This is a genomic window from Terribacillus saccharophilus (assembly GCF_046592895.1).
GTDB lineage: Bacteria > Bacillota > Bacilli > Bacillales > Amphibacillaceae > Terribacillus > Terribacillus saccharophilus_D.
In genome coordinates, this window is sequence record NZ_JAWVPU010000001.1 from 529,722 (window position 1) to 546,339 (window position 16,618).

The following is a 16,618-nucleotide window of genomic DNA, read 5'->3' on the forward strand; positions in this document are numbered from 1 at the left end:
TATACCTTAAAATTAGAATATTCACGAAACATAAGCGTCAAAAAAAGGCTGCCCGTTTTCCCGGACAGCCTTTCTTGGCACTTTATTTATTTGTCAATGCCTGCTCCAGCGTTTCAATGTTTTCATTCATCAAGCTGAAGTAATCCGCATCGGCATCGATTTCATCTTCCGTAATCGTCTCCAAGTTGTGGATTCTAAGCACATCCGCGTCGATTTCTTCTTGGACGATTGTCGCTACTTTTGGCGAGATATTCTGCTCGAACAAGACATAATTCAGTTTATTATCTTCCGCAGTATGGATGATCTCTTCCAATTCCTGCTGAGAAGGTTCGTTAGTAGGCGATAAACCAGTTATGGCGATTTGTTCGATACCATAACGATCTTCCCAGTAGCCATATGCCGCATGGGAAACGATGATTTTCTTATTCTCTTTACCTTCGACAGCCTGTTGGAATTTCTGATCAAGCTCGTCCAATTCATCCGCTACAGCCTGATAGTTGTCTTCATAAGTGTCTTTATTATCAGGATCCAGCTCGACAAGCGTATTCTTCATGTTTTCCGCCATTTGCTTTGCCCGTTCCGGATCAAGCCAGTAATGGGGATCGATGCTGCCATGGTCATGATGATGAGCTTCTTCTTCTGTTCCTTCTTCACTATGATCATGCTCTTCTTCTGCTGCATCTTCATGACTGTGATCATGCTCTTCTTCTGCTGCTGCATCACTGTGGTCATGCTCTTCTTCTGCTGCTGCATCACTGTGGTCATGCTCTTCTTCTGCTGCTGCATCATGGCTATGATCATGCTCTTCTTCTGCTGCATCATGGCTGTGATCATGCTCTTCGCCAAAAGGAAGCAAATCAATGCCATCTGCAAGCTGTTCGATCTTTACATCTTCATCACCAATGGCGTCGGCAATCGTCTTCGCATATGTCTCCAGCTCATCACTGGAATACAGGAAAGCATCAGCTTTCGCAATATCAACCATCTGATTCGAAGTTGGTTCGAAGTTATGGGCATCGCTTCCAGCCGGAAGCACTGATTCCACATCCACTTGATCTCCGCCGATTCTTTCAGCGAAATATTGAATCGGATAAATGGTCGTATAAACCTTTAACTTCCCATCATCTGAATTCCCCTGACTTTCATCATTCCCGCAAGCCGCAAGCAAAACTAAAAGCAAGGCCGTACCGATTAAAAATAGAGATTTCTTCAACAGATATTCCTCCCGTTACTATAAGTTCTAATCGAGATTATATCGTAATGATTACTATTTGTAAATGATAATGTGCTTATTGAAATCAAAAAACCTGCTTATCAACAGATTATTGACAAGCAGGGCATATACCATACACTTCGAAATTATGGTTTTCTATCGTATAACCACCTGGCAGTGCTGTTTTGACATCCGCTATCGGACAAACGTCAATCGCCTTGGTGATTCCGCATTGCTTACAGATGAAATGATGATGATGGCCTTCTACATTACAATGGTAGCGAAAATGCTTATCACCATCGATTGTCGTCATTTCAAGGATACCTAACTCGGCCATCGTGTAGAGGTTCCGATACACTGTATCATAGCTTGCGCTTGGAAAATCCTCGCGAAATTCTTTCCAAAGTTCGGTCACGGCGGAATACTGGGATCGTTTCTGGAAAATATTCAGCAGTTTTTCGCGCTGCTTTGTTTGTTTGAAGCCATTTTCTTTCAGAATGTGCATCGCCCGTTCACTATTCATACGCTTTCCGTCCTTTATCTGGCAAATTATTGATTAGCATTTTCGATGTGCAAGTCTGCCTCCAGGCTGACTTCCACATTCCCTTTTATCGCTCTGGTGATCATGCAGCTTTCTTCTGCCTTGACCGCCAGCTTTTCAAGCATCTGGAATTGCTTTTCTGTTGCTTCTTGTTTCAAGAACACAGTCGGCCGATGGATGATTCGTTTGTACGTGATCACACCATTTGTCTCATCGACAATACCTTCTGACGCCAATTTCATGGAAGACAGCGGTAAATGGGCACGTTCAATCATTGCTGCCAATGTGATGATATAGCAAGTAGCAGCAGCACCCAGCAGCATTTCATCTGGATTCGTACCGATGCCAGGGCCACCCATTTCCGGAGGAATGCTGATCTCTGTCTTCAAGTTCCCTGCTTCGATTGTACCGGAGCTGTTCCTTCCTCCCGGCCAAGCTGCGTCTAAATGAAAATGGTGTTCTGACATCGTGATCGTCTCCTCTGCTATCGTTATGCTACCTTCTATTTTAACGCTTCTGAGCTGGAAAGACAAAATGTCTGATCAAAAAAACCTTCTACCAAAAAGTAGAAGGTCTCCTTGTATTATTCTGTTCCTTCAGCGGAATCTTCTTTCTTATGCTCGACTTTGTTTCTGCCGGACACAATCCAGCCGATTACTGCTATTGCTACTAATATCCCGTAGAAAGTAAGCTTCCACCCGGTAGAGTGTGCAAAGTCATGCGGCAGCACACCAAGTGCATCGTGGGAAAGCGTGCTGACGACCAGCTTGACCCCGACCCAACCTACGATGACGAAAGCAGCCACTTCAAGAGCTGGTCTCGTATGAAGAAGATCGACGAATATATTCGCTGCAAAACGCATGATGATGATACCAATCATACCGCCTGCCAAAACAACGGCAAACTGTCCCGTATCCAAGCTTCCGACATTACCTAGGCCAGTTGGCGGAAGTGCGACTGCCAATGCAACTGCTGCAAGAATGGAATCGACTGCGAAAGCAAGGTCAGCTAATTCGACCTTCAATACCGTCATCCAGAAGCCACTTTCTTTTTTCGGCTTCTTGTTTGCCACATCATTATTCTTAGCACTGAATTTGTCGTACAGGTTCTTAATGGAGATGAACAATAGGTACGCAGCACCAATTGCCTGTACTTGCCACACATCGACAAGGAAGGAAATGACGAATAGTGACGCGAAGCGGAGAACGAATGCTCCTACCAATCCATAGAAAAGTGCTTTCTTACGTTGTTCTTCCGGCAAATGCCTAACCATGATTGCAAGTACCAATGCGTTATCCGCAGCAAGGATACCCTCAAGTCCTACTAGGACGATCAAAACCCAGCCATACTCAAAAAGTAATTGTGCATCCATTCAGTTACGCTCCTTTTAAAATGTAGTATGCGATTTATTAGCAATCGTACCCCATCTTAGTCAAGGCGTAACACTTTTTTATAAAAAAAAGCGAGACCTTTACCAAGATGGTAAAGGTCTCGCTAACAACGTCTGAGTTGCCAATAAAGCCGGAGATTTCTCTCGGAATGACGACTTTATTGTGTAGCTACTCCCCTTTAGAAGCAAATTGCGCTTATCACATTTTTAGTCTAGTCGAATGTGAGTGCAATGTCAACGATTTATTTCAAGTACTTGCCAAGATCTGCTTTCAGCTTCTCAAGAAGCTCAAGGCTGCTATCATAGCTTGCACTGCTGACACCATAATAGCTCTTGATTTTCGGTTCTGTACCCGATGGACGCAAACATACCCAGCTATCTTTCTCAAGAAATAGCTTGATGACATTTTCTTTTGGAAGTGTGAGCTTCTCCTCAGAATCTGTATCGAGATTCCGACGTGTTTGCATGGAGTAATCTTCCACCGCCATCACTTTCAGACCGCCAAGTTCCTGCGGAGTATCGGCACGGACTGCATCCATCATGGATGCAATCTTAGCTGCACCGTCTTTCCCTTTCAAAGTGATGGAATGAAGATCCTCCAGGAAATAACCATGCTTCTCATATAGAACATGCAATGCTTCAAGCAGCGTCTTGCCTTCGGCGCGCCAGTGAGCCGCCATTTCACAAGCAATCATCGCAGCCTGCACGGCGTCCTTATCACGGACAAAGTCACCGATCAAATAACCGTAGCTCTCTTCGTAACCAAACAAGAATTTCTCATCAGTTGTTTCGAACTGCTTGATTTTCTCACCGATGTACTTGAAGCCCGTAAGTGTATCAATCGTATCCACACCATAAGATGCTGCTACCGCACGGCCCATTTCTGTCGTCACGATGGTTTTGACAAGCTTTCCGTTGCGAAGATCCTCATCCGACGCATTGGCAAGCACATAATCAAGCATGAGTGTACCTAGCTGGTTCCCTGTCAACACTTGATATGCTCCATGTCCGTCTTGTACTGCAACACCCAGGCGATCTGCATCCGGATCTGTTCCGATCAATACATCTGCCCCGATTGCTTGACCCTGCTCCATTGCCAGTGTAAAGGCTTGGTGTTCTTCAGGATTCGGGGATTCAACAGTAGAGAATTCCGGATCCGGCTGCGCTTGTTCTTTTACGACATGTACTTTTTGGAAACCAAGCTGATCCAAACCGCGCAATACAAGATCATGGGATGTACCATGAAGCGGTGTGAAAACGATCTGAAGCTTATCCAGCTGTTCTTTTGCAGAATCGGACATATTCGAGATGGTTTTCAATTCCGCAAGATAGGCACTATCCACATCTTCCCCGATGCTATGCAGCAAACCGTTCGCACGGATTGTTTCCAGTTCCTCTGCTTCCACAGCCAATTCGTCTTCGACCTTCGCGATTTCCGCAATGATTGCTTCTGCTTGTTCCGGCGGGATTTGACCTCCGTCTTCGTTGTACACTTTAAAGCCGTTGTATTCAGGTGGGTTATGACTTGCAGTGATCATGATGCCGGCAGCTGCATTCAGATGTCTTACCGCAAATGATAATAATGGAGTCGGGCGCAGCGATTCGAAAACATGCGCTACGATGCCGTGGGCGCCAAGAACACGCGCAGTCTCATCTGCAAACTCAGGAGACATATAACGGGAATCATAGGCAACAGCTACCCCGCGCTTTTTGTAATCACTGATGTTTTTCTCCATGTATACTGCCAAGCCTTCGACTGCCTTGCGGACAGTATAGATATTCATTCGGTTCGTTCCTGCTCCGAGAACTCCGCGCATACCGCCTGTCCCAAATGTCAATTCTTTATAAAAAGCATCCTCCAAAGCAGCTTCATCTTCTGAGATATTGGACAATTCTTCTTTATATTTCGGATCGAGTCCTGTGAATGAATTCCATTTTTCATATGTATCTTGCCATGCCATAATGCTTTCCTCCTGAAAATATATAAGTATAGTTGAGATTTTACCATATTATAACGCGAAATACCGCAGAATCCCCATTCTGCTGGAAATTTAATAAAAACTTAGGGAAAGGGTTACGCCATTGCTTGGCTATGCTATGCTAACAATATCATTAATCGGAAAGGATACTGATTTACATTGACCCAGAAAAAATGGTTTCAAGGCCTTGTGGCCGCTGTCCTGACTTTCACTCTCATTCTTTTGATATCGAAAGTCAATTTCATCTTCCAGCCTTTGGCAGCATACATAGGCGCGATTGCATTCCCAATGATTGCGGCTGGTCTTCTATTTTACATTACCAAGCCGCTTGTACGGCTCCTGGAGAAAATCCGCTTCCCGAAATGGGTAGCCATCCTGACGATATTCCTGCTGTTGATTGCATTGGTATATTTCGTGTACAAATTCGCTGCGCCAATCGTGCAAACACAGTATCAGGCATTGGTGAATAATATCCCCGGCATCACGAATCAACTCACATCCATCGTGAACTACTGGGAAAATAATCACTCTGCATTGCCAGATCAAGTGGAGGAATCCATCCAGAATTATGCCACCAACTTACAGTCCAGCCTGCAGGATATCCCAGGTTATCTGATTGGATTCATTTCCAGCTTGGTCAATTTCCTTTTCACATTGGTTTTGATTCCCTTTTTCTTATTCTTTATGCTTAAAGATGGGGAAAAATTGGTTCCATTCATAACAAAATTCTTTGATAAGAAAAAAGGAGCTAGTGTAAAGAAGCTAATGGAAGACTTGAATCATACATTATCTTCTTTCATACAAGGGCAATTCATCGTATCGGTATGTGTCGGCACGATGCTATTCATCGGATATGCGATCATCGGGCTCAAGTACGCATTCACACTCGCCATCATCGGATTGGTTTTCAACGTCATTCCGTTTCTCGGACCATACTTGGCGGCTGTTCCTGCCATTTTGGTTGCTTTCTTCCAAGAACCGAAGCTAGCAATCTTAGCAGCAATCGTAATGCTTATCGCCCAGCAAATCGAAGGAAACTTGATTTCCCCGAATGTCATGGGAAAAGCATTGAGTATCCACCCGCTGACAGTCATCACGCTCATACTGGCAGCCGGGAGCATTGCGGGCTTCCTTGGTCTATTGTTCGTCATACCGTTTTATGCAGTATGCAAAACAATCATTTCCCACTTTTACCGGGAATGGGTCGATCATAGAATGAAGAAAAAATCCGCTGCCGGAATACAGGCGGAATAGGAGGAAAATGATGGTGAATGACATGCCACCTCTTTGGACGAAATCCTTTATTTTCCTTTTGATTGGCAATCTGTTTACTTTCATGAGCTTTCAAATGCTGCTGCCGAATTTGCCACCTTATATTGCATCGATCGGCGGCAGCAGCCTACAGGTTGGCATGGTAACGACAGCGTTTTCCATTGCCGCCATACTGATCAGGCCATTCATCGGCCACATCTTGTTGACAAAAAAGAGGAAAATGCTGATCCTTATCGGTTCTTTCCTCTTGCTCGTCTGCACCATTCTATACCCTTTCACTCAAATCATTTTCCTTTTGCTCATTTTCCGCTTCCTGCATGGAGCTGCTTGGGGATTGAGCACAACAGCAAACGGCACAGCTGCAGTTGATCTTGTACCAAGACGTCGCGTCGGGGAAGGCATGGGTTATTTCGGCCTCTCCATTACAATCGGTATGATCATCGCACCAAGTGTCGGTATATTCCTTTATCAGAACTTCAACTTCCAGATACTCATATCCGTCTCTATTTTACTTGGCTTAGTCGCATTTCTGTTTCTGGCAATGACACACTATGCAGAGCCTGAATCACTGGCCAAAAACCAAATCAATCCGACAAAGTTTTCCTTCTTCCACTCATTGATTGAAAAGAAAAGCAGCTATCCAGCACTCATCACGTTCCTGACTTCGTTCGGTTATGGATCCATCGTTACGTATCTTGTCCTTTTCGGTGAAGAACAGAATCTAACCGGAACTTTCCTTTTTTATTTAGCCAATGCTTTATGCTCCACTGCCTCAAGGCCATTCACAGGAAGGGTGTTCGATGCCAAAGGCCCCTGGATTTTGATCATGGGCTGCTCAGTCATTGCGTTTGTTGCTATGTGGATACTCAGCATCGCAACAGCCAACTGGTATTTCCTGCTCTCAGGAGCATTATTCGGAATTGGCTATGGGTCGATGATTCCCGCTTTGCAGGCATGGACGATATCAAAAACGGATGTGGAAAGAAGCGGTATCGCCAACGGCATGTACTATTCATCCATTGATTTTGGTATTGGGCTGAGTGCAGTCATTCTCGGTCTGCTGCATCAATATGTTTCGACATCTTCCCTGTTCCAAATGTCGAGTTTCCTGTTTCTGCTCGTATTTTTATTCACATTTGCGGATTACGTCAATAAGCGGCGGAAAGATCAGCGCCCTGTTGTAAATGTAAAAAAATTATAAAGAATGCATCAAAAATAAAACAAAGCTGAAAACAAGGGTAAACAGGTACTAATGTCCTTTTTTCTGCATAACTTTGAGCTAACATTTGTATTTATTTATAAAAGGATGTAGTATAGGGATAATATTTTCAACATTAGATCAATTCAAATCGCGATGTTGATGTTGGGTTTCTTCCATAACCTGTCTCAGAACGGCAGCGGTTTGCAAGGGATCCCCCGGGAACCGGGAATTCATGCTTGCAGGATAACTGATATCGGCTGGATAGGCTATTGAAGGCAATTTTAGGGATCAAACTTACAAGGAGGATCTATTTATGCAGACTACAAATGTTTTGGAGCTGAAAAAGCAGTACGAACAAACACATTTCGAGCTGTTGAAATTGTTGAACGAACAGGCAAGCCTTAAGCAGCAGCTGAAGGATCTTCCTGAAAGTGAACGCAGCCAGTCTGAACAACTGCTGCTTGCAGAACTGAAAGCACAGAATGAAGCTGGTGTGCTAGGAGATTCCACACTGGATAGTATATTCAAAGCTGTCATGCAAGCTAAGACGAAAGAAGAAGAAGCTGCGAGCAAGCGTCCTATGCTTGTATCCCGTGCTTATAAAAATGAAGATACAGTGATCGACTTGAAAGGCGAAAAAGTCGGAACTGGCAAAGCAAGCTTCGTCTTCGGACCATGTTCTGTCGAAAGTTACGACCAAGTGGCTGCAGTTGCGGCATCCTTGAAAGACAAAGGACTCAAATTGCTTCGCGGCGGTGCCTTCAAACCTCGTTCTTCACCTTATGACTTCCAAGGTTTGGGTGTGGAAGGGTTGGAAATCCTGAAGCGCGCAGCAGAAGAATACGATTTGGCTGTCATCAGTGAAATCGTGACTCCGCATGATATCGAGAAAGCACTTGATTTCGTCGATGTGATTCAAATCGGCGCCCGCAATGCACAGAACTTCGAATTACTGAAAGAAGCAGGACGCACAAACAAACCTATCCTGCTTAAACGTGCCCTGTCCGGAACAATTTCAGAATTCATTGCGGCAGCAGAATACATCCACTCCGAAGGCAATGGTCAAATCATCCTTTGCGAGCGCGGCATCCGCACGTACGAAACAGCAACACGGAATACGCTGGATATTTCAGCTGTCCCGATTTTGAAACAAGAAACGCATCTTCCTGTCATGGTCGACGTAACGCATTCCACTGGTCGGAAAGATATCATGCTACCGTGCGCGAAAGCAGCACTGGCAGTCGGTGCAGACGGCGTCATGGCCGAAGTCCATCCTAACCCTGCTGTTGCATTGTCCGATGCAGGTCAACAAATGGATATTCCGACATTTGACAATTTCTATAAGGAACTTGCTGCTTTCCAAGGCAAAATCTAATACATCAAACAGGACCGTCATGCTTATTGTGACGGTCTTTTTGGTTACAGTCAGCGTTTCATTCCCATTCAGACAGTAATCTTCTTTGAATTATTGAATGGTACTGAGCTTACGTAATTCACTTGATATGCTCGTGCAACCACCATACATATTATATTCCCTATTATTCTTCGGAGGATGAAGACGCATAAGTGATGGACTGGCAACTTTTTTAGTACAAATCGATGCTCACCCTTACCGCTTGACGTACAGACTCTTCCTTTTCTATTCTAAGTTCAGAGGTGATGAGATGAATAAACAAGAGCTGGAAAACAGACTGGCTGAATTGAAAATGTCTTACACCAGCGTGCAGGCCGATGCGGATAAATTAGCATCAAGCGGCGCAGGTGCAGCCCATATGGAGAAACAGCTGGAGCAGATGGAGAACGAAATCAAATCGCTTCGCCAAAAGCTCCGGGCATTGGATTGATTTCCAATCAACAGGGTATACTAGACTGCATGCACAGTATTTGGAATACACATAAAAAGAGCGTATAATGGATATAATGAAAACGCATTTTTTGCGTTTATTTTTTTAAGGGAGAGATTTTATACATGAATAGCGCGGATGATCCTGGGAGTCCAGTTTTACTCCAACTCGTATTGATAGGTATTTTAACAGTCCTGAATGCTTTTTTTGCTGCAGCAGAAATTGCATTGGTTTCACTGAATAAGAACCGCATTTCACAGCAAGCGGATGAAGGCGATAAAAAAGCAGCTTTACTGCAGAAGCTCATCGCTGATCCGAGCAAGTTCATCGCTACGATACAGGTGGGTATCACGCTGGCAGGCTTCTTCTCGAGTGCCTCAGCTGCTACCGGACTTGCAAACAGATTCGCCGGTGTACTTGGGGATATCCCTTATGCACAGCAAATCAGCGTAGTCGTCATCACTATCTTGCTGTCTTATGTCACACTTGTATTCGGTGAGTTGTTCCCCAAAAGGGTTGCCCTTCAAAACGCAGAGAGGATAGCCAGATTCTCTGTCACACCGATTCTATTTATCAGTAAAATCGCAATGCCGTTCGTCAAGTTCCTTTCCTTCTCCACGAATATGCTTGTGAAAATCACTCGTGTAGGAAATGATGCAGAAGCTGAAAAGGTCTCCAGGGAAGAGATCAAGCTCATGGCTCAGACTGGTCAGCAGGAAGGTATACTGAATGCGGATGAGTTCGGCATGATCAAGGGCGTTTTCGACCTTGATGATAAGATTGCACGTGAGATCATGACGCCTCGAACGGATACATTCACCCTGAGCATCGACACACCGGCTGAAGAACTCGCAGATATCCTGCTGGAACAGAAATACTCCAGGATTCCTGTTTACCAGACAGACAGCGATACCATCGTCGGGATACTGAATATGAAGGATTATTTTAAAGCAGTTCGTGAATACGGCTTTGATGGTGTCCGGCTTGAAGCAATATTGCGGGAAGCACATTTTGTACCTGAAACGAAATACATCGATGATCTGCTGAAGGAATTGCAGCAGACACATAATCACCTTGCCATCCTGATAGATGAATATGGCGGTTTCTCAGGTATTGTCACGATGGAGGATATGATTGAAGAGATCGTCGGGGATATCGATGATGAATACGATGAAATCGAAGGTGAGCTGACACGTATCGATGATAATACGTATATGGCAAATGGCACCTTGCAGATAGATGAATTCAATGATTACTTCGATACCGATATCGACGTTCCGAATTTCGATACCATAGCTGGCTTCATCCTAAGCCGCATTGGCTCCATTCCTGATGAAAATGCCGACACTGTCGTGGAGTATGAAAACATGCTCTTTACCGTCGAATCTGTACGGGATAATCGTCTCGAAAAAATCAAAATCGAATTGAAGCGCCCGCAAAGCGAGGCGACAATATAAAAAAGGAAACTGTCTGTATCGTTACAGGCAGTTTCTTATTTTTGCGACTAAAATGCTGATTGGTACAGAATCGTGTTATGCTGTAGATAACAAAAATCAGGAAAGGATTTTGCACGTGCAAGCTACTGCTGAGCAAATACTGAAGGATTATTACGGCTATGATACCTTTCGAAGAGGACAAGCTGAAGTAATCGGTCATGTGATGAAAAATGAGAATACGTTGGCTATCATGCCGACCGGCGGTGGTAAATCGATTTGCTATCAAATACCTGCCTTGATGCGGCAGGGGACGGCATTGATCATCTCCCCTCTCATCTCCTTGATGAAGGATCAGGTCGATGCGCTGACAGCAATGGATATACCCGCTGCTTATATAAACAGTACATTGGAAGCCGCTGAAATGGAATGGACGATGCAGCAAGCAGCCCAAGGTGCCTTCACCTTTCTTTATGTAGCTCCAGAACGCCTGGAGAATGCTCGTTTCCTGCAAATGGTCCGCAATCTTTCGATAAGCTTGATCGCCTTTGATGAGGCTCACTGTATTTCCCAGTGGGGTCATGATTTTCGACCAAGCTACCGATCGGCCATTTCCATTTTGGACAAGCTGAATGAGACGCCACCTGTCATGGCTTTGACTGCTACGGCAACACCGCAAGTGGCAGACGATATCCAGAGACTGCTGGCCATACAAGAAGATTATACGACGCGCACAGGGTTCGCGCGTGATAACCTCCGCTTCCAAGTCGTCAAAGGTGCAGATAAAGAAAGGTATATCATCGATTTCATCCAAAAACGCAAACATGAAACTGGTATCATCTATGCACCGACTAGGAAGCTGGTCGATCAGCTTTCCCTATTTCTGAGTCGAAAAGGAATCAAAACCGCCAAATACCACGCTGGTATGAGCGAAGCTGACCGCCAGGCTGCACAAGCTTCTTTCATCCAAGATGAAGTCAGTGTCATGATCGCAACAAATGCTTTTGGCATGGGAATCGATAAAAGTAACGTCCGCTATGTGCTGCATTATGCGCTGCCTATGAATATGGAAGCCTATTATCAGGAAGCAGGCCGGGCAGGACGTGACGGGGAGCCTAGTGATTGCGTATTGCTTTTCTCCGGTCAAGATATACATCTATTGAAGTTCCTGATCGAAAATTCGGCTTCGGATACACAAGCAGAATATCAAAAGCTGCAGCAAATGATTCATTACTGCCATACACAGAGCTGCCTGCAAACTTATATGCTGCATTATTTCCAGGATCCCAATGAACCCGAGGATTGCGGCCGCTGCAGTAATTGTCTGAATGAATTCGAGAAAACGGATATGACCCGCGAAGCACAAATGGTGCTGTCTTGTGTCAAGCGGATGGGTGAGCGCTTCGGAGCGGTATTGGTGGCAAAAGTATTGAAAGGATCCAAAGATAAACGAATCAAGCAATTCGGACTGGAAGATCTGTCTACGTATGCAATCATGAAAAATAGGACAGAAAAGGATATCACCCAATTCATCCACTATCTTTCAGCTGAAATGATCCTGGCTCCGACAGACGATAAGTTCCCTGTGCTGACACTTACCGACGAAGCTGTCCGCATTTTGAAAGGCGAAAGAACGGTCATGATGCAAATCGCCAAAGCGACGGAAACAGCCGAAGCGGATTATGATGAAGCACTATTCCAGGAACTGCGAGAATTGCGCCGGGAAATCGCCCAATCAGAGGGACTTCCCCCTTACGTGATTTTCTCTGATGCCACGTTAAAAGAATTATGCCGGTACATTCCGCACAGCCAATCCGAGATGCTCAAGATCAAAGGTATCGGGGAGAAACGGATGGAGCAATATGGCGAGCAGTTTCTACAAGTACTGAAGAAACATGATCAGACAGCCGCTGTCCCGGAACATGACTCCAAACCACTGTTGCAGGAAAAACAGGATACACCTAGTCATTTAATCAGTTATGATGCCTTTATGCAAGGAACCTCGATGAAGGAAATAGCCAAAGAACGGGATTTGACTCCGATAACGATCAGCAATCATCTGTTCAAAGCTCATGCTGAAGGAAAACCGCTTGATCTGAAGCAATTTTTCACATCCGAACAGGAATCAGCTGTTCTTGACGTATTGAAGCAGCATGATGAACTGCCAAAGCTTCGCGAGATCAAGGATCAAATGGAGACAGAATGTGACTATCACGCTATCCGGGCTGTGCTTGTCCACCATGGAATATTGGAACAATAAAAGAACCCGCATCCCTGGATTCGTCCCAGTGATGCGGGTTTTCTCTTAATCGAATTTAATTGCCCAGCTTCCGTTACGGAAAACAGGCTCAGATTCACCATCCGCGAAAATCCCGTCGATAGCGAGATCAGCAGAACCGATCATAAAGTCTGTGTGTGTCAAACTATCGTTGACGCCATGCTTATCCAATTCTTCTTCGTTCATGGAAGATCCGCCTTCAAGCGTTGTCGGATACGCCTTCCCTAAAGCAACGTGACATGATGCATTTTCATCATACAACGTGTTGTAGAAAATAAGGCCGGATTGGGAAATAGGTGACTCATGCGGCACCAAAGCCACTTCTCCAAGACGAAGCGCTCCTTCATCTGTTTCCAGCAAATGCTTCAGTGTTTCCTGTCCTACTTCCGCTTTATAATCCACAACCTTACCTTCCTTGAAAGTAAGAGTGAAGTTATCGATCATATTACCATCGTATATCAATGGCTTTTTACTTGTGACTGTTCCTTCCACTTCATACTTATGCGGCAGCGTGAACACTTCCTCCGTCGGCATGTTCGGATTGAATTCCGTACCGCTTTCGGTCGTCGAGGAGCCGCCTTTCCATAAGTGTCCTTCCGGTAAACCGATGACAAGATCGGTTCCTTCGGATTTGAAATGAAGTTTTTTATAGCGTTTATCATTCAGGACATCCCGGGCATGATGCAGCTTCGCATTATGCTCTTTCCATGCTTGGACAGGGTCCTCTTGATCGACACGGACGATCTTGAAAATCGAATCCCATAGAAGTGTCGTTGCTTCCTCTGCCGATTTTCCTTGGAAAATCTTTTGCGCCCATGCATCTGTCGGTATCGTGATGATTGTCCAAGGAATGATATCATTCATCGTATACTTTCGAAGATGCTGCAAAGCTTGTGCCGCGGCTTTTGTTGCCTGCGCCACTTTATTGCCGTCAACATCTTTCAGGAGATCTGGGTCAGTGGACCGGATTTGCAAGAGTGCTGCACCTTTTTTCATGTTATAAGCACGACGCTCCACTACCCAATCCGGAATATCTGTAAGTACTTCTTCGGATTGGTGTTTGTATTTCAAAAGCGTGAGTGTATCATCAGACCAGTTGATATCCACTTCACTGGCTCCAAGCTCATAGGCACGTTTGGCAATCAAACGGACAAAATCGGCCCCTGCAATCGGAGCCATGATGTATAGAGGTTGGCCTTTCTGGATATTCACGCCTGTGCGCAAAGCGACGTCTGCATATTTTTCTAATAGTTGCTGTTCTGGCATTGGAATCAATTCCTTCCCGTTGTTGAATTCAGACTATTCTTCCATTCTATTAGAGTATGAACAATTCCACACGAAATATGCCTGCAATGAGTAGGCGCCCCACTCCTGGCACCCTTGTTTATTGCTCTGTTTCTAAGCGGTTTCTTACGCTTTTCTTTGATGATCCAGCTCCAAAAGCCAGGAACTGCGCCGGAAGCGATAAATCCCTGCGCGGGGAAAGCCGCCCCACTCCGGGCTTTCTCACTTCCTTCTCCGTTCCTAACCGGCTTTTTACGCTTTTCGTTGTTCAATTTCTTCTACGATGAGGGAGAGTTGTTCCCAGCGTTGCATTTTTTCTTCTAGGTGCTGTTCGTGTTGTTGCTGTTCTGTGAAGAGTTTTTGGACGAGTTCGCTGTTGCTGCCTGCTTCGGTTATGCCTGTGGCGCAGGCTTCGATTTTTTGTTCCAGGTCGGCGATTTCATCTTCGATCGTGTTCCATTCTTGTTGTTCTTTATAGGAAAGCTTTTGTTTTTTCTTCTCTTTTCTTTCTTGCACTGGTTCTGCTTTTACTTGCTGCACTTTTGGCTGTTCTTGGACTTTCTCCCGGTACTCGCTATAGTTGCCGTAGAAAGAGGACACGATGCCTGCACCTTCAAAGAGGATCAGCTGATCGACGACACGGTCGAGGAAATAACGATCGTGGGAAACTGTAATGACGACGCCTGGGTAGCTGTCCAGGTAATCTTCCAGAATGCCCAATGTTTCTGTATCCAGGTCGTTGGTAGGTTCATCCAGGAAGAGGACATTCGGCTCTTCCATCAGCACACGGAGCAAGTATAAACGTTTCCGCTCTCCGCCTGATAGACGGTGGATATACGTGTATTGATGACTGCGCGGGAATAGGAATTGCTCCAGCATTTGTTCCGCTGTGATCACGTTGCCGTCAGCAGTATGGATGACTTCCGCCACTTCTTTGATATAGTCGATGATGCGGAGCTGCTGATCCATATCTTGCTGCAGCTGTGTGTAATAGCCAAGCTTGACTGTCTCCCCTGTTTCCACTGTTCCTGCTGTCGGCTGTATCCTGCCTGCAAGTGTATTCAAAAGGGACGTCTTTCCGCTGCCGTTCGGTCCGATGATTCCGATGCGGTCACCTGGCTTGAACAGGAAATCAAAGTTGGAGAACAGTGGCTTTTCGCCAAACTGTACTGTTATATCTTTTGCCTCAAGGACCTTTTTGCCCAATCTGGCTGCGCCGACCTGGAGATCCAGTTCATTATCCTGCGTCTGGAACTTGGTTTCTTTCATCTGCTCCACTCGCTGTATTCTGGCTTTTTGTTTCGTAGTCCGTGCTTTTGCGCCGCGGCGCAGCCAAGCAAGCTCTCGTCGCAGTGTATTCTGGTGCTTTTCCTGATCCAAAAGCGTCTGTGCTTTCCGTTCCGCCTTTTTCGTCAAATATGTTTCATAGTTTCCTTCATATCGATAAAGGCTGCCCAGCTCCAATTCGAAAATATGACTGGTGATCCGGTTCAGGAAGTACCGATCATGCGTCACTAGCATGAGTGCCCCAGGGTAACTAGGCAGATAGCTTTCAAGCCACTCGATCGTTTCATTATCCAAGTGGTTGGTCGGCTCATCAAGCAGCAGTAAATCGGCAGGCTGAATGAGCGCCTTCGCCAAAGCCACACGCTTTCGCTGTCCGCCTGATAAGACATCGACAGAAGCTGCATAATAATCCACACCAAGCTTTGTCAAGATCGTCTTGGCCTGCGTGCTCGCATCCCATGCGTCTTCGGCATCCATTTTAGCTTGAAGGGTGAACAGACGATTTTGTGTTTTGCTGTCCTCAGGATTTTGTTCCAAAGCAGAGAGAGCTTCTTCGTAGGCACGGATGGTCTGCAGTATCGGACTCGTCCCGCTGAATACCTCCTCCAGCACTGTTCTCCCTGATGTCAGCTGTGGCTCCTGGGCCAAGTAAGCCAACTGGAACGTTTTGCTATGGTCGATATCACCGCTGTCTGCACTCTCGATGCCCGCCAAGACCTTCAGCAATGTCGACTTACCTGTTCCATTGACACCAACCAGGCCGATTCGCTCCCGTGATTCGACGTGAAAGCCGATCTCCTGAAACAGTTCTTTATCTCCGTACGTTTTCGTAAGTTTTTCCACACTGAAAATACGCATACTTTCCTCCTCCCGGACAAGGAAAAAGCCGCCCGTAC

General features: G+C 45.5%; 13 protein-coding genes. 6 read left to right on the forward strand and 7 right to left on the reverse strand.

Features of this window, described 5'->3' with window-relative positions:
- Positions 1 to 82: 82 nt before the first annotated feature.
- The 5 genes from SFC66_RS02575 to SFC66_RS02595 form a co-directional block, all read right to left on the reverse strand.
- Positions 83 to 1,213, reverse strand: a complete 1,131-nt coding sequence (locus SFC66_RS02575) for a metal ABC transporter solute-binding protein, Zn/Mn family (RefSeq protein ID WP_411217139.1) — start codon at positions 1,211 to 1,213, stop codon at positions 83 to 85.
- Positions 1,214 to 1,322: 109 nt separating this feature from the next.
- Positions 1,323 to 1,736 carry a Fur family transcriptional regulator gene (locus SFC66_RS02580; RefSeq protein WP_411217140.1) on the reverse strand — a complete coding sequence of 138 codons (414 nt, stop codon included), beginning with the start codon at positions 1,734 to 1,736 and terminating at the stop codon, positions 1,323 to 1,325.
- A 26-nt stretch (positions 1,737 to 1,762) separates the two neighbouring features.
- Positions 1,763 to 2,221: an OsmC family protein gene (locus SFC66_RS02585; protein WP_411217141.1), complete on the reverse strand. Its 459-nt coding sequence runs from the start codon at positions 2,219 to 2,221 to the stop codon at positions 1,763 to 1,765.
- 116 nt (positions 2,222 to 2,337) lie between these two features.
- Positions 2,338 to 3,126, reverse strand: coding sequence for a TerC family protein (locus SFC66_RS02590; protein WP_411217142.1), 789 nt, complete (start codon positions 3,124 to 3,126; stop codon positions 2,338 to 2,340).
- Positions 3,127 to 3,386: 260 nt separating this feature from the next.
- Entirely contained in the window at positions 3,387 to 5,105 is a 1,719-nt protein-coding gene (locus SFC66_RS02595) for a phospho-sugar mutase (protein WP_411217143.1), read from the reverse strand.
- 177 nt (positions 5,106 to 5,282) lie between these two features.
- Between SFC66_RS02595 and SFC66_RS02600 the strand changes: the two genes are divergently transcribed.
- From SFC66_RS02600 to recQ, 6 genes are all read left to right on the forward strand, one after another.
- The gene (locus SFC66_RS02600; protein ID WP_411217144.1) at positions 5,283 to 6,377 is read left to right on the forward strand and encodes an AI-2E family transporter; all 1,095 of its coding nucleotides are present in this window, start codon (positions 5,283 to 5,285) and stop codon (positions 6,375 to 6,377) included.
- Positions 6,378 to 6,387: 10 nt separating this feature from the next.
- Positions 6,388 to 7,596 carry an MFS transporter gene (locus SFC66_RS02605; RefSeq protein WP_411217145.1) on the forward strand — a complete coding sequence of 403 codons (1,209 nt, stop codon included), beginning with the start codon at positions 6,388 to 6,390 and terminating at the stop codon, positions 7,594 to 7,596.
- A gap of 313 nt (positions 7,597 to 7,909) precedes the next feature.
- Positions 7,910 to 8,971, forward strand: a complete 1,062-nt coding sequence (locus SFC66_RS02610) for a bifunctional 3-deoxy-7-phosphoheptulonate synthase/chorismate mutase (RefSeq protein WP_411217146.1) — start codon at positions 7,910 to 7,912, stop codon at positions 8,969 to 8,971.
- Positions 8,972 to 9,260: 289 nt separating this feature from the next.
- Entirely contained in the window at positions 9,261 to 9,440 is a 180-nt protein-coding gene (locus SFC66_RS02615) for an SE1832 family protein (protein WP_411217147.1), read from the forward strand.
- Positions 9,441 to 9,565: 125 nt separating this feature from the next.
- The gene (locus SFC66_RS02620; protein WP_411217148.1) at positions 9,566 to 10,897 is read left to right on the forward strand and encodes a hemolysin family protein; all 1,332 of its coding nucleotides are present in this window, start codon (positions 9,566 to 9,568) and stop codon (positions 10,895 to 10,897) included.
- Positions 10,898 to 11,012: 115 nt separating this feature from the next.
- A complete protein-coding gene (gene recQ / locus SFC66_RS02625) occupies positions 11,013 to 13,133 on the forward strand; it encodes a DNA helicase RecQ (protein WP_411217149.1) in 2,121 nt (706 codons plus the stop codon).
- 45 nt (positions 13,134 to 13,178) lie between these two features.
- Here recQ and SFC66_RS02630 read toward each other — a convergent pair whose 3' ends face one another.
- Positions 13,179 to 14,417, reverse strand: a complete 1,239-nt coding sequence (locus SFC66_RS02630; protein WP_411217150.1) for an aminopeptidase — start codon at positions 14,415 to 14,417, stop codon at positions 13,179 to 13,181.
- A gap of 270 nt (positions 14,418 to 14,687) precedes the next feature.
- On the reverse strand, positions 14,688 to 16,580 hold the full coding sequence (locus SFC66_RS02635) for an ABC-F family ATP-binding cassette domain-containing protein (protein ID WP_411217151.1): 1,893 nt from the start codon (positions 16,578 to 16,580) through the stop codon (positions 14,688 to 14,690).
- Between the last annotated feature and the right edge of the window lie 38 nt (positions 16,581 to 16,618).

Coding starts and splice junctions, on each gene's coding strand:
- SFC66_RS02595 (WP_411217143.1), bottom strand. CDS start 5,105: ATGGCATGGCAAGATACATATGAAAAATGGAATTCATTCACAGGACTC.
- SFC66_RS02605 (WP_411217145.1), top strand. CDS start 6,388: ATGGTGAATGACATGCCACCTCTTTGGACGAAATCCTTTATTTTCCTT.
- SFC66_RS02610 (WP_411217146.1), top strand. CDS start 7,910: ATGCAGACTACAAATGTTTTGGAGCTGAAAAAGCAGTACGAACAAACA.
- SFC66_RS02620 (WP_411217148.1), top strand. CDS start 9,566: ATGAATAGCGCGGATGATCCTGGGAGTCCAGTTTTACTCCAACTCGTA.
- SFC66_RS02580 (WP_411217140.1), bottom strand. CDS start 1,736: ATGAATAGTGAACGGGCGATGCACATTCTGAAAGAAAATGGCTTCAAA.
- SFC66_RS02635 (WP_411217151.1), bottom strand. CDS start 16,580: ATGCGTATTTTCAGTGTGGAAAAACTTACGAAAACGTACGGAGATAAA.
- SFC66_RS02585 (WP_411217141.1), bottom strand. CDS start 2,221: ATGTCAGAACACCATTTTCATTTAGACGCAGCTTGGCCGGGAGGAAGG.
- SFC66_RS02590 (WP_411217142.1), bottom strand. CDS start 3,126: ATGGATGCACAATTACTTTTTGAGTATGGCTGGGTTTTGATCGTCCTA.
- SFC66_RS02615 (WP_411217147.1), top strand. CDS start 9,261: ATGAATAAACAAGAGCTGGAAAACAGACTGGCTGAATTGAAAATGTCT.
- SFC66_RS02630 (WP_411217150.1), bottom strand. CDS start 14,417: ATGCCAGAACAGCAACTATTAGAAAAATATGCAGACGTCGCTTTGCGC.